This is a genomic window from Streptomyces sp. C10-9-1 (genome assembly GCF_024497955.1).
In the GTDB taxonomy this organism is placed as follows: Bacteria; Actinomycetota; Actinomycetes; order Streptomycetales; family Streptomycetaceae; genus Streptomyces; species Streptomyces sanyensis.
In genome coordinates this window covers 159,998-180,365 of sequence record NZ_JANHKP010000010.1, presented here as the reverse complement: position 1 = coordinate 180,365, position 20,368 = coordinate 159,998, and the positions used below count along the sequence as shown (strand labels likewise).

Below are 20,368 nucleotides of genomic sequence, written 5' to 3'. Positions count from 1 at the left end.
GCACTCATGTTCAAGCGCACCCGCACCTACCTCCGGACCCTGGGCCTCCGCGCCTACTGCCACCTCCAGATCTTCGCCGCGCAGGAGCCCGTCCGCGTCCGCGCTGGCATCCTGTCGGCCGTCGCCGTCGCGGGCATCCTCTTCCCCGCCGTGGCGGACGTCAGCATCCCTGAGCCGGTCATCGGCGGCGCCGTGATCGCTCTCCCGCTGCTGGTGGGAGAGTCGACGAGGCGGAAAGTCTCGCCACTGGACTAGACCCATCAGCCACACTCGTGACAGCACCATCGAGCCCCCGCCCTCCCTTGTCAGGGAGAGCGGGGGCTCTTTTGCGTTTCTAGACACGCGTAAGACGGTTCACGTATCTACCGTGGGGCGCGTTGTGACGTGCGACAGATGATGCGTACAGTCCCGGTATGCCGACCTCACCCGGCCCTCTACTTCAGTCGCTATATGACCTATGGGGCCACCTCAGACACACGCTGCCCGAGCTTCCTCCCGCACGCATCATCGTGGCGTCGTCGCCTGCCGGCGACCACAGTGCGGCTCGATGGCGAAGGGAGGAGGACGGTGCGGTATCCAGCATCATCGTTGACACAGAGACGCTCCGCCGTGGCGACGAAGCAGTCCTGACGTCGCTCCTCCATGACGCCGCACACATCCTGTGCTGGCAGCGAGGAGACAAGGACACGTCGACGACCGGCGGCGCGTACCACAACGCCACCTATCTGGCAGCCGCGGAGGAAGTGGGCCTTGAGTGGCCACCTGACCGCACTCGCGGGCCGCGCGGGTACGCAGATCCTCAGCCGTCGGCCGTCACGATAGAGCGCTTTGCCGAGTCTTTGAAAACCCTCTCGGGCGTCATCCCGGAGGCACTCCCGCACCTCGACGTACCGTCGTCGACGCGGCCTAAGCGTACGCCGCGCCTTGCCCTGACCTGCGACTGCGACACGCCGCGGAAGATCTGGACTGCCCGCACAACGGAGGCCGCCGGCCCCATCGTGTGCGGCGTGTGCATGCATCCGTTCACACCAGAGTAGGAGTGGATACCGGGGGTAACCTAGCCAACCCTTAGTGTCTCACGCTACGCTGCCCCCGGTATGCCCCCACACTGGAACGAGGTCGTAATGAGTAAAGACGTTGCCCGGCGGGACGCAGGGGACGCCACTCTGAGGGCCTCGTCCGACGTCGCTGAACTCCAGGTGGCTGACATCCTGGGAGAGTCGGAAGAGACGCTGATCGCCCGTGGCGTGGCCTACGCACGAGAGTACGCCGCAGTCGTTGAAAAACCCACCATCCTCGCGAAGAACCTTGCAGCAGTGTCCGTCGCCCTGCGGATCAAGCACGGGGACATGGTCGGCTCCTCCTACGCATACCGACAGGAGGTATCCGATCTCTACACACGCTCGGGCGTGGAGGGGGAGACCCTGGACCGGCTGAAAGCGGCAGTGCGCTACCACATTGGGAACACATTGCGACGCCAGATGACAACCCGCGAGTTGCGCCGACATGGGCTGCTGGAGACGTCGCCGCTGGAGCGGCTCCAAGACAGCCGACGCACGAACAGCGCCCTGGTTGCGGCAGTCAAGGCGTCGCAGGAAGCCTCCTCCATCCCGTCCCCCAAGTCTGCGAAGGCGAGGACCGTGACGGGCACTCAGGAAGCCGTGGTTCAGCCGCCCGCAACGTCCGGTGCCGACGTGAAGGCGACGGCCGACCACCTCCGCCTGGCCCACGTTGCCGGCAACATCGTACGGCAGATGGACACGGACGTCATTGACGAGCACATGACCGAGGGGCAGCGTGCCAAACTGGACGAGGAGCTCGCAGCCCTTCAGAAAACGATCACTCAGCTCCGCAAGCACACGCGAAAGCGCAGGTCAACGGGCTGAGGGGCGTCGTCGAGCCCCCTCCGTCAGCACACCTCCGCCCCCTCCGCCGGGGCCAAAGTGGCAAACTAACCCCCTGTTTCATTTTCTTCTAACACGCGTTAGAGAGAAGTAGAAATAGGGGGTTAGTTTGCCACTTTGGCATGCAGTCTGTCCGGACAGCCCCGGCGGACGAGGCGGGTAAAAGATCTTGTAGGACGCGCCGAACATTCTCGCTCGATCCCCACATAACAAAGGTGTAGGCACTTTCACCGACACCGAGGAGGCCGCATGGCCGGGGTGAGCACTATCAAGCGGGGTGGCTCCCGCTTCTACGTGGACCCGGATGACGGGGCGATCAAGGTCCCTGGCGTGACGAGCATCGTCGACAAGCTGCCGAAGGACTTCCTGAAGTACTGGGCAGCGAAGGAGGCAGCGGAGGCGGCCGTCACCAACTGGGACATCGTCTCGGAGCTCATCAAGCGGGACCCTGCCGGTGCTGTCGACTACCTGAAGAGCGCGCACCGGCGCAAGAGCCGCGCGGCGACGGACCTCGGCTCTGCCGCTCACGACCTCTTCGAGCGCCTGGCGCGCGGGGAGAGCGTGACCGATCGCCACCTTCACGTCGACGTGAAGCCGCACGTCCGCTGGTTCCGGGAGTTCCTCGACGATGTGCAGCCCGAGTTCCTCCACCTGGAGGAGACCGTGTGGAGCGACATCCACCGGTATGCCGGTTCCTTCGACGCCATCGCCCGTGTGGAGGGTGACGTGGTCGTCCTGGACTGGAAGACGAGCGCGAAGGTCTACGACTCCACGGCCCTCCAGCTCAGCGCCTACCGCTACGCGGACCGCATCATCCGTGCCGCCGACGGCGCGTCCATCCCGGTCCCGACGATGGCCGGCGGAGGCGTTTTCCAGGTCCGCCCGGAGGGATGGCAGTTCGTCCCCGTCGAGTGCGGCCCGGAGGTCTTCGACGTCTTCAAGGCCCTGCGCGAGGTGTTCGACTGGGAGGCGACGCTCTCCAAGCGGGTCGTCGGCCGGCCGATCGCCAGCGGCGGGCTGGAGCAGACGGGCACGCAGAGGAGGGCAGCGTGAGCAAGTACGGCGAAGGCGTTGAAGAGCCCTACGCCTTCAGCGGTCGCGTGAAGTTCAACGTGTCCGACTACGACGCCGTGGTGCACGCGGACATCGCCCCCGACGAGGCACGCCTCCTGGCGCTGCGCCTGATCAAGATGGCCGACGAGGCAGAAGGGCAGGACTGGTGACTCAGCGAGGACAGCTCAGCGGAGCGGCCGTGGCGGGCGCGTGCGTGGCGGCGCTGGCGCTCCTTCCGTTGGAGGCGTGGCTCCTGATGCTCGTCATGGGAGCCGTACACAGCATCGCGGCAGCGGTGCCAGCCGTCGGTTTCGGAACCTCGGTGCTCCTCGTCGTCGGCCTGAACATGCTGACCGGCTACGCCCGGAAGTTCTTCGGCCGCAAGTAGCGCCAAGCACACACGCAAGCGGGGCGGCTGCGGTCGCCCCGCTTCGACGTACAGAGGAGAGAGCATGATGCACACCCGCATCGCGGCTGCATTCCTGATCATCGTCGTCCTGGCGGCACTCACGGCCGCGTGCCGCGTGGACGCAGAGGGCCACGATGCCGACCCGGGACCGGTGATTGAGCTGGACATCGACGGCCCGAAGGTCAAGCGGACGAAGGCGCCGGGGTACCGCGCGCCGGTGGGGACGCGGAAGTGACCGACGACCCGCGGCGTGACCCCAACTGGTGCTGGACGCATGGGTGCCACCGGTCTCAGTGCCCGACGCCGAAGTGAGGAGAGACAGTGTTCCACCGCAAGAGCACCTGGCAGGGTGCACGCCTCTACCGTGACGTCCGAGGTCACGTCCTGCGCCTCCCGTCCGGGATCATCTGCGTCCCGCTGACGTACCAAGGCAATGGCTACTGGTCGGCCATCCCGGTCGGTGGGCCGAACGCCGTCTACGGTGCCGGCGCCTGGGACATCAGCATCCACACCGAGCAGATCGACGAGGCGGAGAGGATCGACGTCAAGTGAGCCCCGAGGAGTACGCAGAAGCGCTCGAAGAGGAGCGGCGGGTACGAAACGACCGTGCCCGGTACGAGGTGCGCGAAGAGCACGGCGGGTGGCTGCTGAGCCGGTGCAACGGCGCGCGCCAGTCGTGGGGTGTGACCCGCTACGTCAACCAGGAAACCGCGGAGTTGGCGGCCGGCATCCTGAATCGGCTGAAGGAGGACGAGGCGTGACGCTCAACGACCACGCACGCGCTATCGCGGACGCCATCCGGGCAGCCGCGGACGCCGGCTACTACCTCGACGACGGGACGCGGACCCCAACGACCCGCCTGGAGCTGAACCTCCTCGATGAGTACGGCGACCCGGTGGAGTGGGTCGCCCTGGACCTTCCTGACAACCCCCTCTGAGACGCGCGAAACGACTCACGCAAGACCCTCGCCCCCGGTCGCTACGGCGCCGGGGGCTGAGTGCGTAGGGAACCCAACTGAGGAGGCGCTCATGTTCTTCACCTACGACCAGAACAACTCCGGCGGAGGCTTCGACGTCGACGAGGAGGCCGGTATCAGCGTCTATGTCATCGTCGAAGCGGAGGACTACGCGACGGCCAACGAGCGCGCGGAGGCCATCGGACTCTACTTCGACGGTGAGGGTGACTGTTCGTGCTGCGGTAACAGGTGGTCCGCGCAGTGGAGCGGAACCGACGGTGACGCGGTGCCGAGTATCTACGGCGAGCCCGTTGAGACGGCCGTCGTCTACACGAAATGGGTGGGCACCCGCCCCGACGCGTTCGTTCACTACGTCGACGGTCGCGTGGTTGCTCACCACCTTCCGAAGAAGTCGCTCAGCTAGTTACTCACCCTCGCCCCCGGTGCCCACGTGGCCCGGGGGCTGAGTGCGTAGGAGAGGAGAGCCCATGGATACCCCTGGCATGCGCGAGCTCGCGCACTGGATTGAGAAGACCGCCGACCCCGTCAAGGTCGACGGTTACGCAGAGCGGCTCTCCGAGCGCATCGCACGCGAAGCGACCGACGTTGAGCACCTGAGGCAGCGCGCGGAGGCCACGAACGCCGCTCTCGTGCACGAATACCGCGATGAGGTCTACGCCCTCCGTGCCGTCCTGCGAGCGCTTCAGCAGTTCGCCGGAGGCCGCGACGACGACACTGCGCGTCGCGTCTTCGCCACGATCTCCCGCTTCAACCTGGGCGCGATGTTCCGCCCTGGTGGCGACGCGGACCGCTACCTGATTCCTGTTGACCTGACGGACGAGGAGACGTACGCATGATTCGCGGAGGAACCACCATCCACACCGCCGACGGCTCGTCGGTCACCATTCGCGCCCGCGGGATTGAGTACGACCTCGAAACCCGCAACGCCCGTGGGGAGACGATTTCCACCGTCGTCATGAACGCTGACGACGTGAGCGCTCTCCTGGCGGAAATGGAGGACGAGACCGGCAGCGACTCGTACGACGAGGGATACAGCGCCGGGTACCGCGACGGTCAGGAGGCGGCGTGAGCGCCTGGACCGACCTCGTCGCCCGAGCCAAGACCCCCGACGAGTTGGCCGCCCTGGACGCAGCCCTTGTGGAGATCCAGACCGAGTACGCCAGCCGACTCGCGCGGCAGATTCGCCACGGTCACCCCGACCGCTCCCCGGACTTCGCTGACGGGGCGGAGTGGGCTGCGGACTTCATCGATCCGAGCACCCGATGTGTCGGGTGCGGCAACCCGCAGAGCGACGGCCAGGCGCACGGATTCGGCGCGGAGTTCGGGGGGTGCGTCTGATGGGCCGCCACATCAGCCGCTCATGGGACGGCGGGGGACACCTCGAAGCGTCTTGCCCGTGCTCGCTCATGCCCTGCGGCATGGTCGACCGTGACGCCCTGGACCCGGCGTGCTCGCAGCACCCGCCGGAGCGTTGCAAGACGATCCGCTCCAGCCACGCGGAGGAGGACTGTCCCAGCGTAGGGCGGGACCTCGTCGTCGCCGTGGGGAGGACGGATGCCGCGCGTCAGGAGGTCATCAACGTCGCGTGCATGGAGCCGGAAGGCTTCGTGAACGCGGGGATCTTCGATGCGCTCGACGACTTCCGCGCCGCCGTGGAGCACGAGGCCGCGGAGCGGATCCGGTATTGGGAGCGTGGAGCACGCACGCTCCTTCCACTGGAGCGCGGTGCCGCGAGGGGCGCCGCGAATCTCATTGACCCGGAGGTTACGTATGAGTGAGCCCCAACTCCACGACACCGTGTACGTCGACGGGCGCGCACTTCGGATCGTGGCCTTCAGCGAGGACCACGGTACAAAGCTCAGCGACGGCCGTTGGGTCTGCGCGAGTAAGTTCGTTCCCGTCACCCGCGCGTGCTGGCGGTACGAGCCGGCCCGGACGGAGTGCCCGCCCGGAGTGCACAGCATCTTTGACCCGTGCCCTGGCGATTGCACGAAGCCAGTCATCGAGGAGGACGAACTCTTCGAGGAGCTCTGGTCGATGGAGTACCGCATCACGGGCGATAAGTCGGCGGCGCAGACATTCGCACGAGACTTCCTCAACCGGCACGCGCACGCCCTGGCGGAGAAGATCCGCAGTCACTGGGTTCCCCGCCCTCCGTTCAAGGGCGCCGAGTTCGTCGCGGGGTTCGACGAGGGACTTGACGTTGCAGCAGCCCTCATTGACCCGGAGGTAGCCACATGAGGTACATCGACCGCGAAGGCGACGTCTGGGCGGACGTCGCCACCAACGACTCGGACGTGCCCGACCTCGTGCGCTGCGTGCGACGTGCCGGGGAGGACATCGACCGCGGACTCATCGCTCCGCGCGAGGACATCGCAGAGAGGTGGGGCCCGCTGACGCCGCTCGGGGACGGCCCTGTGCCGCCTCTGACGGCCGATGCGACGCCGGCTGAGGTCATGTCCCGCGGGGATGTGTTCCGTGCGGCACACGCGCTTGTGGGCAGTTTGGCGTGGGACATGGAGAAGCCGTCGGTGTTCGACGTGCTGAGCGTCGCCAAGTGGCTGGGAGGGGAGAGCGAGTGAGCATGCTCGACCTGATCAACGCAGGCGCCCCGCCTCTGCCCGCAGGCTACTTCTACCGCGTCCAGCCGGCGGACCTCGGGCTATTGCGCGTGGAGCTCCGACGTCAGGGGCGGTGGTTCTCCTCCGGCGTACAGGACACGTACGTGCGTCCGGGCGACTACCCGACGGCGGAAGCGGCGGTGGTGGCTGGCTGTCAGCGCGTCGAGCAGTGGTGGCGTGAACGACTGGCGAACATGCGGGCGCTGGACGAGGCCCGCGCATGGCACGGCGACCACGATCCGAAGGGCGGACGATGAGCAGGCCACGCATCCTTGATCTCTTCTGCTGCTCTGGTGGGGCGGGGGTAGGGTACGCGCGGGCCGGCTTCGACGTCGTGGGAGTGGACATCCAGCCGCGACCGCGCTACCCCCTCCCCTTCGTCCAGGCCGACGCGCTGGACGTTCTGCGTGACGTGGACTACCTCCGGCAGTTCCATGCCGTGCACACGTCTCCGCCCTGCCAGGCGAAGTGCTCGCTGACCAAGGGGACCAACGCCGCGATGGCGGAGAGGTACGTCGACCTGTACCCGATCGTGGCTCCGCTGCTCTACGCAGCCGGCGTTCCCGGAGTCATCGAGAACCCGGCGGCTCGGGCGGACGTGGTCCTGTGTGGGGAGATGTTCGGTCTCGGTGTCCTGCGGCACCGACGCTTCGAGCTCGCCAACTGGGTGACGTCAAAGCCCAAGCACGTCAAGCACCGTGGGCGCGTGCGTGGTTGGCGCCACGGTCAGTACCACGACGGCCCGTACATCGCCGCGTACGGCAAGGGCGGTGGGAAGGGCAGTGCCTCCGAGATACAGGAGGCGATGGGAATTACGTGGACCGACGTCCATGAGGAGCTGACGGAGGCCATCCCTCCGGCGTACACGGAGTGGATCGGGGGGCGGCTGATGAAGCACCTGACGGCCGCGGAGACGGGGTAGCAGCGTGACCACAACCAGAAAGGCAGCAAACGATGTTCGGTCAGTCACAGAGCCCACCGACCCCGCCGGAACTGAAGGCGCAGCTCACCACGGCCATGCTCGACATGGCGGGATGCCTGGAGCCGATCTACGACGCGGCTGACGGCATGCGTCGAGACCTGGAGGCCCGCGGGTGGTCACCGACCATGGCAGAGACGTGCGCGGGAACGTGGCTCGCCTCGACACTGGCGGCCGTAGCGGGAGGCGGGAAGTGATGGCGCAAGACGCACGAGGAGTCCAGATCACCGAGGGGGCGACGTGCATCTACGGCGCCCCCGTGGGCCGCTCCATCGCCCTCGTGGAAGGCGTCATTGACGGTTTCACCGCGTCGGGGCGCGTGTGGGTCAAGGTCGTCCGGCGCTCGTATGGAGGCGGGTGGCCCGGCTCGAAGGACCGCGTCCACGTCGGGCCGGATCGGCTCGTCATCGTCGACGCGCTGCCGGAGAGCCACGCCCAGACCGAAGCAGAGAAGGTGGCTGAGCAACGCCGGGAGGTCCTGGACCGGTACTACCAGTGCATCACGGACCTGGAGTCGGGCGGCACCGTGCCGTCGTACCTGGGGACGCGTGAAGAGGCCCTGACGTTCTTCCGCGATCGGATCACTAAGTTGGAGGCCGCATGACCTACACCCTCGCAGACGCTGTGCGCGACGCATTCGAGCGTGCGCACCCGCGCGGTAAGAACACGCTGCTCTGCGTCGGCTTGTGCCGGCGCCGGAAGGACCGTGAGGACTTCCGCGAGACCCCGTGGCACGGTCGTGCGGCATCGTGCACTTCGTGTGAGGGCGGTTCGTGGCGCACGCACCATTCGGAGCGCACGCTGTGGGAGCTCGAACAGGCCCGGGAGAAGCTGCGCATGTGGCATCGATACGCGTACGTACTGCGGGCGCGTGACAGTCGCCAGAGCGCCGTCCTGCGCGCGCTTGGAATGACGACGGAGGAACTGTGACGCACGGCGGAGTTGAGACGGAGGTCACCGGTTACGCCCTGGACGTCTTGGCGGAGTGGGTGGCTGGCTATGACGCGGGCGAGGGCATGCCTCAGCGGCGCTACACGCTGCTGAATATCGCGGAGGATCTGCGCAGCATCGACGTTCGGATGGAGACCTGCGACCCCTTCCCGGGGGAGCCGCAGGACTTCCGTATTCGGTTGGAGGTAGAGGCACTGTGACGACCCCACTCCCGGGTGACTTCGCCCTTACCCGCATCGAAGGCATTACCGGCCGCTTCGTCGCTGCCGGCCAGGCTCTCGTAGGTGACGCGGCTCCCGTGCAGCACGCCTTCGTGTACGTCGGGTTCGGCATGGTCGTCCAGGCCATGCCCGGCGGCGCGGAGCTCATCCCGCTGGAGGAGGCGAGCCCTGTCGTGGCATGGTCGTCGGGGAAGATCCCGCTGACCGGCGACCAGCGTCGAGCCATCGAGTGCGAGGCTGCGGCGCTCGTCGGCACCCCGTACAGCTTCCTCGATTACGTCTCCATCGCCCTGGCTCACTACCGCATCCGCCCGTCGTGGGTGCGGGACTTCATCGCAGACACAGGGCACATGATCTGCTCTCAGCTCGTAGACGAGGTGTACCTCCGCGCAGGGGTGCACCTCTTTGACGACGGCCGACTCCCGGGGGACGTGACGCCCGGAGACCTGTGGAAGCTGCTGCATCCGAAGCGTGTGACTTCGACGGACAAGGACATGTGGAGGCTGGCGCATGGGTGAGCAGGATTTCGACAGCTCTGACGAGCACAGTCGAGACGACCGCATCGAGTGCTACTACCAGATGTGGAGTGCCCGTGACATGGCGGAGCGCATCGTAGAGCTGGAGGACGACGAGATGGCCGCCTCCGCCGTCGAAAGCGACCGAATCGCGGCCCTCGTTGCGCGGGACGCGGAGATTGAGCGCCTGAACGGCCTGGTTGACGGCTTCAACGGCTGGCGTGCCTCCATCTACGAAGTCGCGCGCTGCTCGTTTCGCGCCGCGGAGAAGCACAGGCGAGCCGCAGCCCGCTACCGCCTCGCCTGGCTCTCCGCCCGTCGACGTGCGTGAAGCGACTCACGCACCTCAAAAGATCTTCGCCGCAGCGCCGAACAATCAGGCCCGATCCCCACATAACAAGAGTAGGGGGCAACCCCGCTACCGCACACAACAGACTGCGAGGCATTCACACATGGCCAACAACCTGCGCCGCATCTGGGACGCCGACCCCGACGCCGCTCCGAAGGAGCGACAGTCCTTCTCCGACGACGTGGTTGGTCGCTTCCGCTCCGGCCGGCTCGTCAAGATGGGCGGCCGGGAGACGCCGGAGGCGCTGAACGAGTGGCGCGTCACGACCGGTGACCCGGTCGTCGCGGCCAAGATCTCGGAGCGCATGGGCGGCACCGTGGAGGAGTGGGATACGGAGAAGGAGGACAACCTCCAGGTGCTCACCGACGCCCCCACCGTACGCATCATCATCGACCCCGACGGCGTGGACGCGTCGTTCAAGCAGTTCGTTCCGGGGGCCGGTCTCACGCACCACTGCGACGGCTTCGAGTACCTCTCACCCGACGAGGACCGCGGTACCGCGTGCGGCTGCCCGTCGCTCATCGCGGAGCGCAAGCTCGCGGCCGACAAGCAGCGCGGGCCGAAGCCGTCGGTGGACATCACGTTCCGCCTGGAGGAGGCGACGGAACTCGGGCGGTTCCGTTTCAACTCGGGCTCCTGGAAGCTCGTGGAGGCCCTCGGGCCCCTCTTCGCGGAGCTCGACAATTACCCGGGCCAGGCGGTGCGCGCGTCCCTCACGATCGAGAACGTGAGCTACGTCCCGCAGAAGGGTCCGCGGGCCGGCCAGACGATCAGCTACAACAAGCCCGTCGTCAAGGTCTTCGGTGCCTACGCGGAGGCCGCCGACGACCTCCCCGCGGCTGCCTGACCGCACACACCTGCGCCGCTCCTCCCGAATTGCGCTCGGGAGGAGCGGCGCACTCGCGATTCTACGCACACAGAGGAGACACACGATGCCGATCCTTGAACTCTGCGCCGGCTACGGCGGACTGGGGATGGCGGTGGAGGCTCTCACCGGAGAGCGCGTCGCCTACGTCGCGGAGGTCGATGAAGCGGCTACGGCAGTGCTGGCCCACCGATTCCCCGACGTACCGAACATCGGAGACATCACCTCCTACGACTGGGTACACCTCGTCGGCTTGGTCAACATCATCACGGCAGGGTTTCCCTGTCAGGACATCAGCACCGCGGGCCGTCGGGAGGGGATCACGGGTGGTAGGTCAGGGATCTGGAAGAACGTCGCTGAAGCAGTTCGCGTTCTACGACCGCGCTACCTCTTCCTGGAGAACGTCGCGGCGATCCGCTCGCGGGGGCTCGACGTCGTCGCGGCTGACTTGGCCGCGATCGGGTATGACCTCCGGTGGCTCTGCCTACGTGCTTCCGACGTGGGAGCCGCCCACCGACGAGACCGGTGGTTCGGGCTCGCGACGCCGACTGCTTCCGACGCCGACGGCGAGTAACCCCAACGATGGGGAGTCATTGGCGTCGTGGGAGGCGAGGCGTCAGCGAAATCTCGCGACGGGGGTGAACGGGAACGGGCAGGGCACTCCGCTTGGAGTCGCAGTGCGGCTCTTGCCGACGCCCAGAGCCGTCGACGAGACCAACGGAGACTCGACTCAGCGGGTGAGCGAGGAACTGCGTCAGGAGTGGCTCGACTTCGAGCCCGCAATTCGTCGGCAGGAAGCACTGAGCGGGCGGGCGGCTCCCATTCCGACGGAGGTAGCTCCCCGGGGAGACCGACGGCTGACCGCCAGGTTCGCTGAGTGGCTGATGTGGCTACCCGCCGGTTGGGTGACCGACGTCCCCGGACTCAGTCGATCCAAGCACCTCCACAAGATCGGCAACGGAGTGGTGCCCGCACAGGCGCACGAAGCGTACCGGTGGCTGCTTGCCGACTACCACAAAGCACTCACAGAGGAGAGAACACATGGGTCGTGACCGACTCACAGACTTCACGGGGGCGGAGATCCGCCCCGGCGTCGTCGTCGCCTACCCGTCCCGACGGGGCAACCGGGTCCGGAACTCGGAGGCGGTCGTCCTGGAGACGCTGACCGACAGACGCACGGGCCGCGTCGTCCCGATGCTGAAGGTCCGTCCGACGGGCCGGGACTCCGGCTTCGTCGCACGCAAGACGCTGAAGGTCCAGACCGTCAGCGCAGAACACGTCGTGGTGATCGGGGAGACGGAGGAGAGCCAGTGAGCAAGCCGAAGTTCAAGGTGGGGGACAAGGTCCGCGTCTTCGGAACCGAGGAAGGAGTCGTCACCTACGGGCCGGTCCGCAGTGCGTTCAACACGTATGAACTCTTCGTGGTGAAGCAGGACGCCGGCGAGCGAGCGTTCAAGGTGAGCGACCTGGAGTCCGCTCCCGAGACTCTCGTCTTCACCGTCGGTGACACGGTCACGCTCACCACCCGTTCCGGCGCGGTGGCCACGGTGGAGTACGGACCCTTCGACGACCGTGACGTGTACGTCGTGCGCCTCGTCGACGAGCCGGCCGACCCGGACGACGTGCGGACCTTCACCGCGATGGCGAGCGTCATGCGCCCGGCGCTGCGGGAGATCAAGGTCGGAGACCGGGTGCGGGTGATCAGGGACGACCCGCGCACCAAGACCGGGGAGTTCGTCGGTCGCACGGGGACGGTGCGGACCGTTCGCGACGTGGACGGTACGCGCCGATCCCTGCCCTACCGCGTCAAGCTCGACGACCCCTCCGGCACCTGGGACGACGACTCCTGGTGGGTGACGGAGGTCGAGCTCCTCGACGGCCCGGCCGCCGACACCGTCACCCACAACGGCATCACCTACGACCTGAGCGCCTGCTACCGCGACCGCGACGGCGACATGTGGCGCCTGAAGCGCGTGGGTGACGTCGTGAGGGCCCGGGAGACGGCGGCCGGCGCCGCCCCGACGGAGAGCAGCAGCTCCCTGGCCAATGTGGTTACCACGTGGGGGCCCCTCACCCGCGTCACTGACTGACCGCACAACCCTCGCCCCCGGTGCCCACGTGGCCCGGGGGCTGAGTGCGTAGGAAGACCGATATGAGGAGTCCCCGTGCTTGAGCCCGAACCCATCGACTTCACGGAGCCGGAACCCACCATCATGCGGAAGGCCGCCGAGGGCGCGTTCTGGCCGGCCCTGCGGTCCGCGGGATGGACGGACGAGCAGATTCACAACGGCCTGCGGACCTACCGTGCGGCGGTCGTCGACGAGATCGCGGCCGTGGTCCGTGACGAGGGGGACCGGGCGTACGACGACCGGGGTCACCGGGCTGCCGAAGCCTTGTGGGTGACGGCGGACAAAGTTAAGGCCGTCGCACTGCGCGCTCGCGAAGAGCGCACCTACCGCACCGACGTCGAACACTGAGGAGAGACCATGGCCACGGCCAAGCGCGAGACCCGCACGGTGGAAGAGACCGTCACCACGCTGACCCTCACGGACGACGAGGCGAGCAGCCTGAGGGGCGTGCTGGAGTCACTCGACTACATCGGCTCCCTGAGCGATGTCCTGCGCGCGCTGAGCGACCCGCAGGACGCGAGCACGTACGTCTACAAGGGTGTCGCGTACGACCTGAACAAGTCGTACGCGGACCGCGACAACGAGCTGTGGACGTTCGCGCGCTTCAACAACGGGGTGCGCGGAGGCTGCAACGGCATCCCGCCGTCCGAGCGAACCTCCTCGCTGGAGTTCATCGTAGAGAACTACGGGCCCCTTCGGGAGATGAGGTGACCCTCCGCCTCGTCGATGACACCACGGCGCCGGCTCTCGGAGACATCCGGGACGCGGGCCCCGGTGACCGCATCTGCATCCGCTCCGCGGCGACGAGGCGGCCGGACTTCCCAAAGATCTGGGAGGCAGCCGGCGTGGCTCTGACCCGCGGGGCGGATGTGTACGTGATGAGAGAGGAGACGTGATGGCACGCCACATGGGCGACACGGCGGAGACCTTCCGCGCGGTCCTGGAGTTCGAGCAGCCCCGGCGCAACCCGGCGCACCACTGGCGAGACAACCCGGACGTCCCGGAGTACCTGGACGAGTGGGTCACCACCCGGCGGTTCCGGGGCCCCTACTCCACACAGGGGGTCGCGCGCGGGCAGTTCAGCCGGCAGCGACGGGCCCTCTGGGGTGCGTCTCGGAATGTCCGGCAGTACGTCGAGCGAGCCACGACGGTGTGGGAGGAGGTGACCGACGCGTGAGTACCAGCGACATGGAGACCCGCTGTGCCCCGTACCGGTCTAAGCTCAAGCCCGAGCCGTACGCGACGATCGTCCCGTCCCGCCGGCCTGAGGTGAAGTACCACGCGGGTCTGGGGCGCGCGAAGAGCGCCGTCGGTTTCACCAACGGCCAGGCCCGGGACGCGTCAGGCCGGTGGCACAGCCCGGTTCGAGGCGGAGAGATCTACGAGCGCACGGCCGACGGCTGGGAGCTCCTCTACCGCGTCGAGTCAGGCACGCCGGCATCCGAACTTCCCTGGAGGGACGACGAGTGAGCTACATCGAGGTGCACATCTACGACGGTGACGCAGAGGAGTACGACACCAACGACGAGCGGTCCACCGTCGGAGACCGGGAGCAATACCGTCGCTTCACCGACGGTGAGGAGCTGGACGCGGCTGCCTTTGTGGTCGGCCTCGTGGCCGACGGCCGCCACTTCGATGTTCGTCGGACGGTGTTCTGATGGACGACGAGACGAACGCTGTGCGTGTCTGGCCCCTCCCCGACCAGGAACCCGTGGACATGGACAAGCCCCGATGCGTGTATGCCTCGTGGCCCTGGCTGACGGAGGAGTTCATGAGGGAGACGAGGACGGGATGACTTCCTCCAAGCGCAAAGGCACCGCCTGGGAGAGCCTCGTCGTCGGTTACCTCCGCGAGCACCACAACCCCGACGCGCACCGCAATGTGCAGATGGGCGCGAAGGACATCGGAGACGTCTCCGGCTACTACCTCCACGCCCTGGAGGCGAAGGCGGAGAAGGCCATCACACTGGCCGACTACATCGCGCAGGCGAACCGTGAAGCGATTCACGCGGGTCAGCCCTTCGGATGCGCGGTCGTGAAGCGCCGCATGAAGGGCGTCGCGGACGGCTACGTCGTGCGGGACGTGCGGACGGACGTGCGGCTGGTTACGCGGCTGAAGATCATGGAGGAGGCTCTCCAGGACGCTGACTACGACCGGTGGTGCGACATCGACGAGGAGCTGCGGGAGGCAGCGTGAAGACGAGGATCGAAGCCCGGGTGTACGTCGACGTCTACGACACCACCGCCGACATGCTGCCTGAGACTGCGGACCGATGGGCCCGGCACGCACTGCTCCACGGCGACAAGCATTCGGACCAACACCACGCCTTCCTCGGTGAGGTCGTCGCCGTGACGTCGGTCGAGAACGACGACTGACTACAACCGAACACCGCGACAAGGGGCGTCCTCCGGGGCGCCCCTTCCGCATGCCCACGAGAGGAGAGACCTTGCGACTGTCAGACATCCTGGGGCGGCTGGACGGAGTGGAGGAAGACCACGACGGGCACTTGGCCCTCTGTCCCGCGCACAACGACCGGAACCACCCGTCGATGAAGCTCACGCTGAAGGAGGGCGGAAAGCTCCTCCTCGTCTGCCGTACCGGCTGCGCAAAGGCGGACATCCTGACCAAGCTCCGCATGACGGAGCGGGACCTCTTCGACGTCGTCAACGACATGGGCGCGAGCACTGTTTCCGCGAAGGCTCCGGAGTCCGTGGGCATCGCCGAGACTGCCGGTCTCCGCGCCTTTGTCGACGAAACGTCGGCCGCCCTGGCGGAGGACGACGCGGATGCCGCACGCACATACCTCCTCGACCGCTTCGGCGTCACGCCGGAGCTCGCGGAGGATCTGGGCGTGGGCTACGCGGCCCCCGGCGCCCGTCCTCAGCGCTGGCTGTCCCGAGGATTCACCCGGTACCCGCGGGTGACCGTCCCGCTCTACGGCTTCGACGGCGTGGCTCGCGGCCTTCAGGGGCGTGACCTGTCCGGGCGCTGCCCCGCTCGGTGGGTCTCACTGACCAACCTGGACGGGCGCACGTGGGCGAAGTACGGCGTTCTGCGCTCGGGCGCAGGCTTCGACACGGTCCTTGTCTGCGAGGGTCCGGGCGACGCGCTGACGGCCGTCGGTGCCGGCTACGACGCTGTGGCCATTCGCGGCGCAGGGCTCGCCCGGAACGCGGCCCTCGTGGAGGAGCTCGCCAACGGTCTGCGGGACCTGGACGTCGTCATTGCCGGCGACCGCGACCGGGCGGGAGCGGGATTCACCGACTCCCTGGCGATGGCCCTCGTCACGGCTGGCGTCATGGTGCGTCGCCTGGAGATCCCGCACGACGGTGACGACCTTACCGATTGGAGGGAGCGGAACATGGAGGCGTTCCCCGCGGCGCTGCATGCGGCTGTCCGCGCGGCGAAGGTCGTCGAGCAGGAGGCTCCTTCGGCACCTGCTCCGGCGACGGAGGAGGACGCACCCGACGCGTCCGACGTGTCCGCCACGGACGCCGCGCTTCAGACCATGGGTGTCTCCGCCCGCGACGCCTTCGACCAGACCGACGCCGGTATTGCCGTGCGCCTGCGGGACTACATGGCTCGCTCTGGCGGGGGAGTGCGCTACGCACGCGGACTCGGGTTCCTCGTGTGGGACGGGACGGTGTGGGCGCCGGGGAATGACGAGGTGAAGGCCGCTCTGATTCAGATGGGCGCGGAGCTCATCGCGTCGGGTGACGACGGTGCGCGGAGGCTGGCGCTGAAGGCGCTGACGAACCGTGCCATCGAGGACGTCATCAAGGTTCTCCCTTCGGTGCCCGGGGTCGCCACGTCAGCGGCTGCATTCGACGCTGACGGTGAGCTCCTGTCCGTGCGGAACGGGACGGTCAACCTGAGGACGGGACGGCTCCACGCGCACCGACCGGCAGACATGATCACGCGTCGCCTCGACGTCGCCTACCACCCGGAGGCGGAGTGCCCGCGGTGGGACACCTTCCTGACGCAGATTTTCCCCGACCACCCGGAACTGCCCGGCTTCATGCGGAGGCTCGTGGGCTACGGCGTCACCGGGTCGACATCCGAGCAATGTTTCGCCTTCCTCCACGGGGGCGGAGCGAATGGGAAGAGCGCGTTCCTGGACGCCATCCTCCACGTGTTCCGCGGCGTTACGAAGTCCACCGAGTTCAGCACCTTCGAGCAGCGCGTCACCGTCGGCCAAGCGTCGCCGGAGCTCGCCTCCCTCCGCGGTGCGCGGCTCGTGACGGCGAGCGAAACGGAGAAGTACAGCCGCCTGGCGGAGGCGCTCGTGAAGCAGTTGACGGGAGGCGACCCGGTTACGTGCCGGTTTCTGAACCAGAACCCGTTCACGTACGTGCCCTCGTTCCTCCTGATGGTCGCGGGGAACTACAAGCCGGCCATCCTCTCGCAGGACACCGGGATCTGGCGTCGGGTGAAGCTCATCCCGTTCGAAGCTACGTTCCGGGGAGCGAAGGCGGACACATCGCTCCCGTCGAAGCTGCGGAGCGAGGCGGATGGAATCCTCGCATGGGCCGTTCGCGGCGCCATGGAGTGGTACGCGACGGGGCTGGAGGAGCCTGCTTCCGTCCAGGCCGCGACGCAGGACTACCGCGAGTCGGAAGACCGACTTCAGGAGTTCATCACTGCCCGCCTGGTTCAGGAGCCGACTGCCCGGGTGGCTCCCATGGTCATCCGACGTGCCTACGCGGAGTGGGCAGATGACGCCGGCCTGAGCCGGAAGGAGGTTCTCTCCGGTTGGGCCCTCGGCGTCGAGCTGGAGTCCCGCGGCTACTCGAAGGACAAGCGGGGCGGCCGTTGGGGGTTCAACGGGGTTCGTTTGATGACGGACGAGGAGCTGAGTCGCGCGAACCGCCTCACGGAACTCGCGGATGCCGACGAAGGAGCGGCACCGAATACAAGCACGAAAGACATCTTCGGCCAGACACGAGAGGAGGGCGCGGCATGAAGTACCTGCCGTACACCGTTGCCGGCGATGAGACCATGACCCGCGTCCCGGAGACAGCCGTGGACCTGGAGGAGTTCCGGCGATGGGTCGAGCGCAAGGTGGCCACCGGAGAGATGGTCGGCGCTGACACCGAGACGACGGGGCTCGACACGTTCTCCCCGACGTATCGTCTGCGCACCGTCCAACTCGGGGACGCGCGTGACGCGTGGGTCCTTCAGGTGGAAGGCCGGCCGGAACTCCAGGAGGCTGCCCGGTGGGCCCTCCTGATGCTGCCGTGCCTCGTCTTCCACAACGCGGCGTTTGACCTCCTCGTCCTGGACCGTCACCTTCGGGTACCGCTGGCGACGCTGGCCCCGAAGGTGACGGACTCAAAGATTATCGCGCACCTGTTCGATCCGCGACCCCGACACGAGGGCGGATACGGCCTGGCGCTGAAGGAGCTCTGCGCCCGGGACGTCGACCCGCACGCCCCGGACACGCAGGGCGACTTGACCTCCGTCTTCCGCTCCATCGGGGAGACAAAGGCGACAGGGTGGGCGAAGATCGACATTGACCACCCCACGTACCTCCAGTACGCGGGCCTGGACGTCATCCTCGTTTCCCGTCTCCTGCCGGTGCTCCTGAAGCGCCTGAAGGACGCGGGCATCCGTCAGTCCCTCGTGGACTTCGAGCACCGCGTCATGCTCATCTGCGCCCGTATGGAGCGTCGCGGAATGCTGGTGGACCGGGAGTACGTGCGCCCCCTCGTCGGCCGGCTGGAGGAGGAGGCGGCTCTCCACGCGGCTAAGGCCGCGCAGTACGGCGTGACGTCGGTGAACGCTCCGAAGCAGGTGGCGACGGCTCTCGTGGGCATGGGGGAGACGCTAACGGAGACCACTGACAGCGGCGCTCTGAAGGTGGACAAGTCGATCCTCTTGGACCTGGCCGACCTGGACCAACACTGGCAGCCGCGCGGGACGAGGCGGCCCAACCCCCTGGCGGACGCGGTCCTTCGCTCGAAGCGCGCAGGGAAGTGGGCGACGTCGTATGGCGTTGCCATGCGCGACGGGCTGGACGACGCCGGCCGTATCCACCCGAAGATCAACTCACTCCAGGCCCGGACCGCGCGCATGTCCATCAGCGGGCCGCCGCTCCAGCAGCTCCCCTCCGGGGACTGGACCATCCGGCGCGCGCTCCTCCCGGACCCGGGGCATCGCATCTTCTCCGTGGACTACGCGGCCGTGGAGATGCGCGTCCTGGCCGCCCTGGCGGACGAGCAAGTCATGAAGCACGCCATCGCGGAGGGCCGCGACCTCCACGGCTTCACGGCTGAGCTCATCTACGGTCCCGAGTACACGAGCTTTCACCGGAAGCTGTGCAAAGGGGTCGGCTTCGGCAAGGTGTACGGAGGCGGAGCGGTCACGCTGTCCCGGCAGACCGGTGCCCCGCTGCTCGACGTGAAGAAGGCGATCGGCGCGTACGACCGGACGTACCGCGGGATCAAGCGGTACTCCACGCGGCTCCAGCGCGAGGCACGCGCGGGCGGATACGTCGTCTGGACACCCGTCGGGCGGCGCCTGCCACTGGACCGGGACCGGGTGTACGCCGCGACGAACTACGCGGTACAGAGCACCGCGCGCGACGTGCTGTGTCAGGCCCTCATTGACATGGACGACCGGGGCCTGACGGACTACCTCCTCCTGCCCATCCATGACGAGGTACTCGGTACGGCGCCGGAGGACGTGGCGGAGGACGTCGCGCGGGAGGTGGGGGAGGCCATGGCCATGGACTTCTTCGGCGTCCCGCTCGACACGGATCCGGAGGTGGGCGGCTACTCATGGGGCTCGCTCTACATGAAGAAGGCGGTGACGATGATCGAGCACGATGGGTGGTACGCGGCCCACCCCGACGCAGCCCGTACCGCGGAGGAGGCCCGAGCGTGACCGCGCCAACCGCCCCGCGGCGCACAGCCGTTGGGCGGTCCGTGGCGCAATTTGCACCCCGTGCCACCGTGGTGACGCTCCGTGCCCCGCGGCCGGCCGCTCCTCACCGTCGCCCTGCGCCCGATTTCGGCCCTTCACGCCGAGATGTCCTGCGACATTGGGAGGAGCTGGACGAGTGGTCCTGTGCCTACTGCGGCGTGTCTTTCGGCCTTGACGTCCCCGCGGAGGCGGACCACATGCATCCGCTTGCGGAAGGGGGCGTACACGACGTGTTCAACATCGCGCCCGCGTGCGCCGTCTGCAACGGGGCTAAGGGCAACCTACCGTTGACGGTCTTCGTAGACTTCACGGCAGGTCACGTGGCTACGGGCCGCGACGTAGCAGCCACCGAGTGATGGGCACAGGCCAAAGCATTACGTCTTCACGAAACGCACACATGTAACGGTTAGGTAACGGCGCCCCCCAAGTCGTGACTTGTGTCGTGCGTCATAAGCGCAGGTCAGATGGGACG

The 20,368-nt window shown here is 67.4% G+C and carries 39 protein-coding genes; all 39 read left to right on the top strand.

Annotated features, from left to right (window positions below; genetic code table 11):
• The first annotated feature begins 6 nt into the window (after nucleotides 1-6).
• The 39 genes from NPS70_RS16480 (at nucleotide 7) to NPS70_RS28900 (ending at nucleotide 20,252) form a co-directional block, all read left to right on the top strand.
• Entirely contained in the window at nucleotides 7-255 is a 249-nt protein-coding gene (locus NPS70_RS16480; RefSeq protein ID WP_256525026.1) for a hypothetical protein, read from the top strand.
• A 158-nt stretch (nucleotides 256-413) separates the two neighbouring features.
• Nucleotides 414-1,037: a hypothetical protein gene (locus NPS70_RS16475; protein ID WP_256525025.1), complete on the top strand. Its 624-nt coding sequence runs from the start codon at nucleotides 414-416 to the stop codon at nucleotides 1,035-1,037.
• 162 nt (nucleotides 1,038-1,199) lie between these two features.
• The gene (locus NPS70_RS16470; protein ID WP_256525024.1) at nucleotides 1,200-1,886 is read left to right on the top strand and encodes a hypothetical protein; all 687 of its coding nucleotides are present in this window, start codon (nucleotides 1,200-1,202) and stop codon (nucleotides 1,884-1,886) included.
• A 267-nt stretch (nucleotides 1,887-2,153) separates the two neighbouring features.
• Nucleotides 2,154-2,957, top strand: coding sequence for a PD-(D/E)XK nuclease family protein (locus tag NPS70_RS16465; protein ID WP_256525023.1), 804 nt, complete (start codon nucleotides 2,154-2,156; stop codon nucleotides 2,955-2,957).
• Entirely contained in the window at nucleotides 2,954-3,127 is a 174-nt protein-coding gene (locus tag NPS70_RS16460) for a hypothetical protein (RefSeq protein ID WP_256525022.1), read from the top strand. Before NPS70_RS16465 ends, NPS70_RS16460 begins: the two co-directional genes overlap by 4 nt.
• On the top strand, nucleotides 3,124-3,345 hold the full coding sequence (locus NPS70_RS16455) for a hypothetical protein (protein WP_256525021.1): 222 nt from the start codon (nucleotides 3,124-3,126) through the stop codon (nucleotides 3,343-3,345). The genes NPS70_RS16460 and NPS70_RS16455 overlap by 4 nt, the downstream gene beginning before the upstream one ends.
• A 64-nt stretch (nucleotides 3,346-3,409) precedes the next feature.
• Entirely contained in the window at nucleotides 3,410-3,601 is a 192-nt protein-coding gene (locus NPS70_RS16450; RefSeq protein ID WP_256525020.1) for a hypothetical protein, read from the top strand.
• 86 nt (nucleotides 3,602-3,687) lie between these two features.
• On the top strand, nucleotides 3,688-3,918 hold the full coding sequence (locus NPS70_RS16445) for a hypothetical protein (protein ID WP_256525019.1): 231 nt from the start codon (nucleotides 3,688-3,690) through the stop codon (nucleotides 3,916-3,918).
• A complete protein-coding gene (locus tag NPS70_RS16440; protein WP_256525018.1) occupies nucleotides 3,915-4,127 on the top strand; it encodes a hypothetical protein in 213 nt (70 codons plus the stop codon). The genes NPS70_RS16445 and NPS70_RS16440 overlap by 4 nt, the downstream gene beginning before the upstream one ends.
• Nucleotides 4,124-4,303: a hypothetical protein gene (locus NPS70_RS16435; RefSeq protein ID WP_256525017.1), complete on the top strand. Its 180-nt coding sequence runs from the start codon at nucleotides 4,124-4,126 to the stop codon at nucleotides 4,301-4,303. Before NPS70_RS16440 ends, NPS70_RS16435 begins: the two co-directional genes overlap by 4 nt.
• A 91-nt stretch (nucleotides 4,304-4,394) precedes the next feature.
• Nucleotides 4,395-4,745, top strand: coding sequence for a hypothetical protein (locus NPS70_RS16430; protein ID WP_256525016.1), 351 nt, complete (start codon nucleotides 4,395-4,397; stop codon nucleotides 4,743-4,745).
• Nucleotides 4,746-4,824: 79 nt separating this feature from the next.
• Nucleotides 4,825-5,178 carry a hypothetical protein gene (locus NPS70_RS16425; protein ID WP_256525015.1) on the top strand — a complete coding sequence of 118 codons (354 nt, stop codon included), beginning with the start codon at nucleotides 4,825-4,827 and terminating at the stop codon, nucleotides 5,176-5,178.
• Entirely contained in the window at nucleotides 5,175-5,411 is a 237-nt protein-coding gene (locus NPS70_RS16420; protein WP_256525014.1) for a hypothetical protein, read from the top strand. Before NPS70_RS16425 ends, NPS70_RS16420 begins: the two co-directional genes overlap by 4 nt.
• Nucleotides 5,408-5,680 carry a hypothetical protein gene (locus NPS70_RS16415; protein ID WP_256525013.1) on the top strand — a complete coding sequence of 91 codons (273 nt, stop codon included), beginning with the start codon at nucleotides 5,408-5,410 and terminating at the stop codon, nucleotides 5,678-5,680. Before NPS70_RS16420 ends, NPS70_RS16415 begins: the two co-directional genes overlap by 4 nt.
• An 80-nt stretch (nucleotides 5,681-5,760) precedes the next feature.
• Nucleotides 5,761-6,120 carry a hypothetical protein gene (locus tag NPS70_RS16410; protein ID WP_256525012.1) on the top strand — a complete coding sequence of 120 codons (360 nt, stop codon included), beginning with the start codon at nucleotides 5,761-5,763 and terminating at the stop codon, nucleotides 6,118-6,120.
• Complete coding sequence (locus NPS70_RS16405) at nucleotides 6,113-6,583, top strand: hypothetical protein (protein WP_256525011.1); 471 nt, start codon at nucleotides 6,113-6,115, stop codon at nucleotides 6,581-6,583. Before NPS70_RS16410 ends, NPS70_RS16405 begins: the two co-directional genes overlap by 8 nt.
• On the top strand, nucleotides 6,580-6,924 hold the full coding sequence (locus NPS70_RS16400; protein ID WP_256525010.1) for a hypothetical protein: 345 nt from the start codon (nucleotides 6,580-6,582) through the stop codon (nucleotides 6,922-6,924). The genes NPS70_RS16405 and NPS70_RS16400 overlap by 4 nt, the downstream gene beginning before the upstream one ends.
• Before the next feature lie 2 nt (nucleotides 6,925-6,926).
• Nucleotides 6,927-7,220, top strand: coding sequence for a hypothetical protein (locus tag NPS70_RS16395; protein WP_256525009.1), 294 nt, complete (start codon nucleotides 6,927-6,929; stop codon nucleotides 7,218-7,220).
• Nucleotides 7,217-7,885: a DNA methylase gene (locus tag NPS70_RS16390; protein WP_256525008.1), complete on the top strand. Its 669-nt coding sequence runs from the start codon at nucleotides 7,217-7,219 to the stop codon at nucleotides 7,883-7,885. Before NPS70_RS16395 ends, NPS70_RS16390 begins: the two co-directional genes overlap by 4 nt.
• Nucleotides 7,886-7,917: 32 nt before the next feature.
• Complete coding sequence (locus NPS70_RS16385) at nucleotides 7,918-8,139, top strand: hypothetical protein (protein WP_256525007.1); 222 nt, start codon at nucleotides 7,918-7,920, stop codon at nucleotides 8,137-8,139.
• Nucleotides 8,139-8,546, top strand: coding sequence for a hypothetical protein (locus tag NPS70_RS16380; protein ID WP_256525006.1), 408 nt, complete (start codon nucleotides 8,139-8,141; stop codon nucleotides 8,544-8,546). The genes NPS70_RS16385 and NPS70_RS16380 overlap by 1 nt, the downstream gene beginning before the upstream one ends.
• A complete protein-coding gene (locus tag NPS70_RS16375) occupies nucleotides 8,543-8,872 on the top strand; it encodes a hypothetical protein (RefSeq protein ID WP_256525005.1) in 330 nt (109 codons plus the stop codon). The genes NPS70_RS16380 and NPS70_RS16375 overlap by 4 nt, the downstream gene beginning before the upstream one ends.
• The gene (locus NPS70_RS16370; RefSeq protein ID WP_256525004.1) at nucleotides 8,869-9,093 is read left to right on the top strand and encodes a hypothetical protein; all 225 of its coding nucleotides are present in this window, start codon (nucleotides 8,869-8,871) and stop codon (nucleotides 9,091-9,093) included. The genes NPS70_RS16375 and NPS70_RS16370 overlap by 4 nt, the downstream gene beginning before the upstream one ends.
• Nucleotides 9,090-9,632 (top strand): hypothetical protein, encoded by a 543-nt coding sequence (locus NPS70_RS16365; protein WP_256525003.1) that lies wholly within the window; start codon nucleotides 9,090-9,092, stop codon nucleotides 9,630-9,632. The genes NPS70_RS16370 and NPS70_RS16365 overlap by 4 nt, the downstream gene beginning before the upstream one ends.
• The gene (locus NPS70_RS16360) at nucleotides 9,625-9,960 is read left to right on the top strand and encodes a hypothetical protein (RefSeq protein ID WP_256525002.1); all 336 of its coding nucleotides are present in this window, start codon (nucleotides 9,625-9,627) and stop codon (nucleotides 9,958-9,960) included. Before NPS70_RS16365 ends, NPS70_RS16360 begins: the two co-directional genes overlap by 8 nt.
• A gap of 121 nt (nucleotides 9,961-10,081) precedes the next feature.
• Entirely contained in the window at nucleotides 10,082-10,825 is a 744-nt protein-coding gene (locus NPS70_RS16355) for a hypothetical protein (protein WP_256525001.1), read from the top strand.
• Between the two features lie 85 nt (nucleotides 10,826-10,910).
• Entirely contained in the window at nucleotides 10,911-11,417 is a 507-nt protein-coding gene (locus NPS70_RS16350) for a DNA cytosine methyltransferase (RefSeq protein WP_256525000.1), read from the top strand.
• A gap of 467 nt (nucleotides 11,418-11,884) precedes the next feature.
• A complete protein-coding gene (locus NPS70_RS16345; protein ID WP_256524999.1) occupies nucleotides 11,885-12,157 on the top strand; it encodes a hypothetical protein in 273 nt (90 codons plus the stop codon).
• Entirely contained in the window at nucleotides 12,154-12,933 is a 780-nt protein-coding gene (locus NPS70_RS28715; protein WP_256524998.1) for a phiSA1p31-related protein, read from the top strand. The genes NPS70_RS16345 and NPS70_RS28715 overlap by 4 nt, the downstream gene beginning before the upstream one ends.
• 75 nt (nucleotides 12,934-13,008) lie before the next feature.
• The gene (locus NPS70_RS16335) at nucleotides 13,009-13,320 is read left to right on the top strand and encodes a hypothetical protein (protein WP_256524997.1); all 312 of its coding nucleotides are present in this window, start codon (nucleotides 13,009-13,011) and stop codon (nucleotides 13,318-13,320) included.
• Between the two features lie 9 nt (nucleotides 13,321-13,329).
• Nucleotides 13,330-13,683 (top strand): phiSA1p31-related protein, encoded by a 354-nt coding sequence (locus NPS70_RS16330; RefSeq protein ID WP_256524996.1) that lies wholly within the window; start codon nucleotides 13,330-13,332, stop codon nucleotides 13,681-13,683.
• Nucleotides 13,684-13,867: 184 nt separating this feature from the next.
• A complete protein-coding gene (locus NPS70_RS16325; RefSeq protein WP_256524995.1) occupies nucleotides 13,868-14,149 on the top strand; it encodes a hypothetical protein in 282 nt (93 codons plus the stop codon).
• On the top strand, nucleotides 14,146-14,442 hold the full coding sequence (locus tag NPS70_RS16320) for a hypothetical protein (protein ID WP_256524994.1): 297 nt from the start codon (nucleotides 14,146-14,148) through the stop codon (nucleotides 14,440-14,442). Before NPS70_RS16325 ends, NPS70_RS16320 begins: the two co-directional genes overlap by 4 nt.
• Nucleotides 14,439-14,630 (top strand): hypothetical protein, encoded by a 192-nt coding sequence (locus NPS70_RS16315; protein ID WP_256524993.1) that lies wholly within the window; start codon nucleotides 14,439-14,441, stop codon nucleotides 14,628-14,630. The genes NPS70_RS16320 and NPS70_RS16315 overlap by 4 nt, the downstream gene beginning before the upstream one ends.
• A gap of 133 nt (nucleotides 14,631-14,763) precedes the next feature.
• The gene (locus tag NPS70_RS16310) at nucleotides 14,764-15,168 is read left to right on the top strand and encodes a hypothetical protein (RefSeq protein ID WP_256524992.1); all 405 of its coding nucleotides are present in this window, start codon (nucleotides 14,764-14,766) and stop codon (nucleotides 15,166-15,168) included.
• The gene (locus NPS70_RS16305) at nucleotides 15,165-15,347 is read left to right on the top strand and encodes a hypothetical protein (protein ID WP_256524991.1); all 183 of its coding nucleotides are present in this window, start codon (nucleotides 15,165-15,167) and stop codon (nucleotides 15,345-15,347) included. The genes NPS70_RS16310 and NPS70_RS16305 overlap by 4 nt, the downstream gene beginning before the upstream one ends.
• Nucleotides 15,348-15,418: 71 nt before the next feature.
• Nucleotides 15,419-17,935, top strand: coding sequence for a phage/plasmid primase, P4 family (locus NPS70_RS16300; protein WP_256524990.1), 2,517 nt, complete (start codon nucleotides 15,419-15,421; stop codon nucleotides 17,933-17,935).
• Nucleotides 17,932-19,857 carry a DNA polymerase gene (locus tag NPS70_RS16295; RefSeq protein ID WP_256524989.1) on the top strand — a complete coding sequence of 642 codons (1,926 nt, stop codon included), beginning with the start codon at nucleotides 17,932-17,934 and terminating at the stop codon, nucleotides 19,855-19,857. The genes NPS70_RS16300 and NPS70_RS16295 overlap by 4 nt, the downstream gene beginning before the upstream one ends.
• Nucleotides 19,752-20,252, top strand: coding sequence for an HNH endonuclease (locus tag NPS70_RS28900; RefSeq protein ID WP_374212012.1), 501 nt, complete (start codon nucleotides 19,752-19,754; stop codon nucleotides 20,250-20,252). Before NPS70_RS16295 ends, NPS70_RS28900 begins: the two co-directional genes overlap by 106 nt.
• The last annotated feature ends 116 nt before the right edge of the window (nucleotides 20,253-20,368 follow it).

Bases quoted from the DNA above. Each gene is read 5' to 3' on its own strand.
- NPS70_RS16310 (WP_256524992.1), top strand. From the start codon at position 14,764: ATGACTTCCTCCAAGCGCAAAGGCACCGCCTGGGAGAGCCTCGTCGTC.
- NPS70_RS28900 (WP_374212012.1), top strand. From the start codon at position 19,752: ATGGGGCTCGCTCTACATGAAGAAGGCGGTGACGATGATCGAGCACGA.
- NPS70_RS16425 (WP_256525015.1), top strand. From the start codon at position 4,825: ATGCGCGAGCTCGCGCACTGGATTGAGAAGACCGCCGACCCCGTCAAG.
- NPS70_RS16430 (WP_256525016.1), top strand. From the start codon at position 4,395: ATGTTCTTCACCTACGACCAGAACAACTCCGGCGGAGGCTTCGACGTC.
- NPS70_RS16385 (WP_256525007.1), top strand. From the start codon at position 7,918: ATGTTCGGTCAGTCACAGAGCCCACCGACCCCGCCGGAACTGAAGGCG.
- NPS70_RS16325 (WP_256524995.1), top strand. From the start codon at position 13,868: ATGGCACGCCACATGGGCGACACGGCGGAGACCTTCCGCGCGGTCCTG.
- NPS70_RS16465 (WP_256525023.1), top strand. From the start codon at position 2,154: ATGGCCGGGGTGAGCACTATCAAGCGGGGTGGCTCCCGCTTCTACGTG.
- NPS70_RS16475 (WP_256525025.1), top strand. From the start codon at position 414: ATGCCGACCTCACCCGGCCCTCTACTTCAGTCGCTATATGACCTATGG.
- NPS70_RS16380 (WP_256525006.1), top strand. From the start codon at position 8,139: ATGGCGCAAGACGCACGAGGAGTCCAGATCACCGAGGGGGCGACGTGC.
- NPS70_RS16395 (WP_256525009.1), top strand. From the start codon at position 6,927: ATGCTCGACCTGATCAACGCAGGCGCCCCGCCTCTGCCCGCAGGCTAC.
- NPS70_RS16295 (WP_256524989.1), top strand. From the start codon at position 17,932: ATGAAGTACCTGCCGTACACCGTTGCCGGCGATGAGACCATGACCCGC.
- NPS70_RS16410 (WP_256525012.1), top strand. From the start codon at position 5,761: ATGGTCGACCGTGACGCCCTGGACCCGGCGTGCTCGCAGCACCCGCCG.
- NPS70_RS16405 (WP_256525011.1), top strand. From the start codon at position 6,113: ATGAGTGAGCCCCAACTCCACGACACCGTGTACGTCGACGGGCGCGCA.
- NPS70_RS16390 (WP_256525008.1), top strand. From the start codon at position 7,217: ATGAGCAGGCCACGCATCCTTGATCTCTTCTGCTGCTCTGGTGGGGCG.
- NPS70_RS16400 (WP_256525010.1), top strand. From the start codon at position 6,580: ATGAGGTACATCGACCGCGAAGGCGACGTCTGGGCGGACGTCGCCACC.
- NPS70_RS16345 (WP_256524999.1), top strand. From the start codon at position 11,885: ATGGGTCGTGACCGACTCACAGACTTCACGGGGGCGGAGATCCGCCCC.
- NPS70_RS16350 (WP_256525000.1), top strand. From the start codon at position 10,911: ATGCCGATCCTTGAACTCTGCGCCGGCTACGGCGGACTGGGGATGGCG.
- NPS70_RS16480 (WP_256525026.1), top strand. From the start codon at position 7: ATGTTCAAGCGCACCCGCACCTACCTCCGGACCCTGGGCCTCCGCGCC.
- NPS70_RS16355 (WP_256525001.1), top strand. From the start codon at position 10,082: ATGGCCAACAACCTGCGCCGCATCTGGGACGCCGACCCCGACGCCGCT.
- NPS70_RS16375 (WP_256525005.1), top strand. From the start codon at position 8,543: ATGACCTACACCCTCGCAGACGCTGTGCGCGACGCATTCGAGCGTGCG.
- NPS70_RS16450 (WP_256525020.1), top strand. From the start codon at position 3,410: ATGATGCACACCCGCATCGCGGCTGCATTCCTGATCATCGTCGTCCTG.
- NPS70_RS16360 (WP_256525002.1), top strand. From the start codon at position 9,625: ATGGGTGAGCAGGATTTCGACAGCTCTGACGAGCACAGTCGAGACGAC.
- NPS70_RS16330 (WP_256524996.1), top strand. From the start codon at position 13,330: ATGGCCACGGCCAAGCGCGAGACCCGCACGGTGGAAGAGACCGTCACC.
- NPS70_RS16420 (WP_256525014.1), top strand. From the start codon at position 5,175: ATGATTCGCGGAGGAACCACCATCCACACCGCCGACGGCTCGTCGGTC.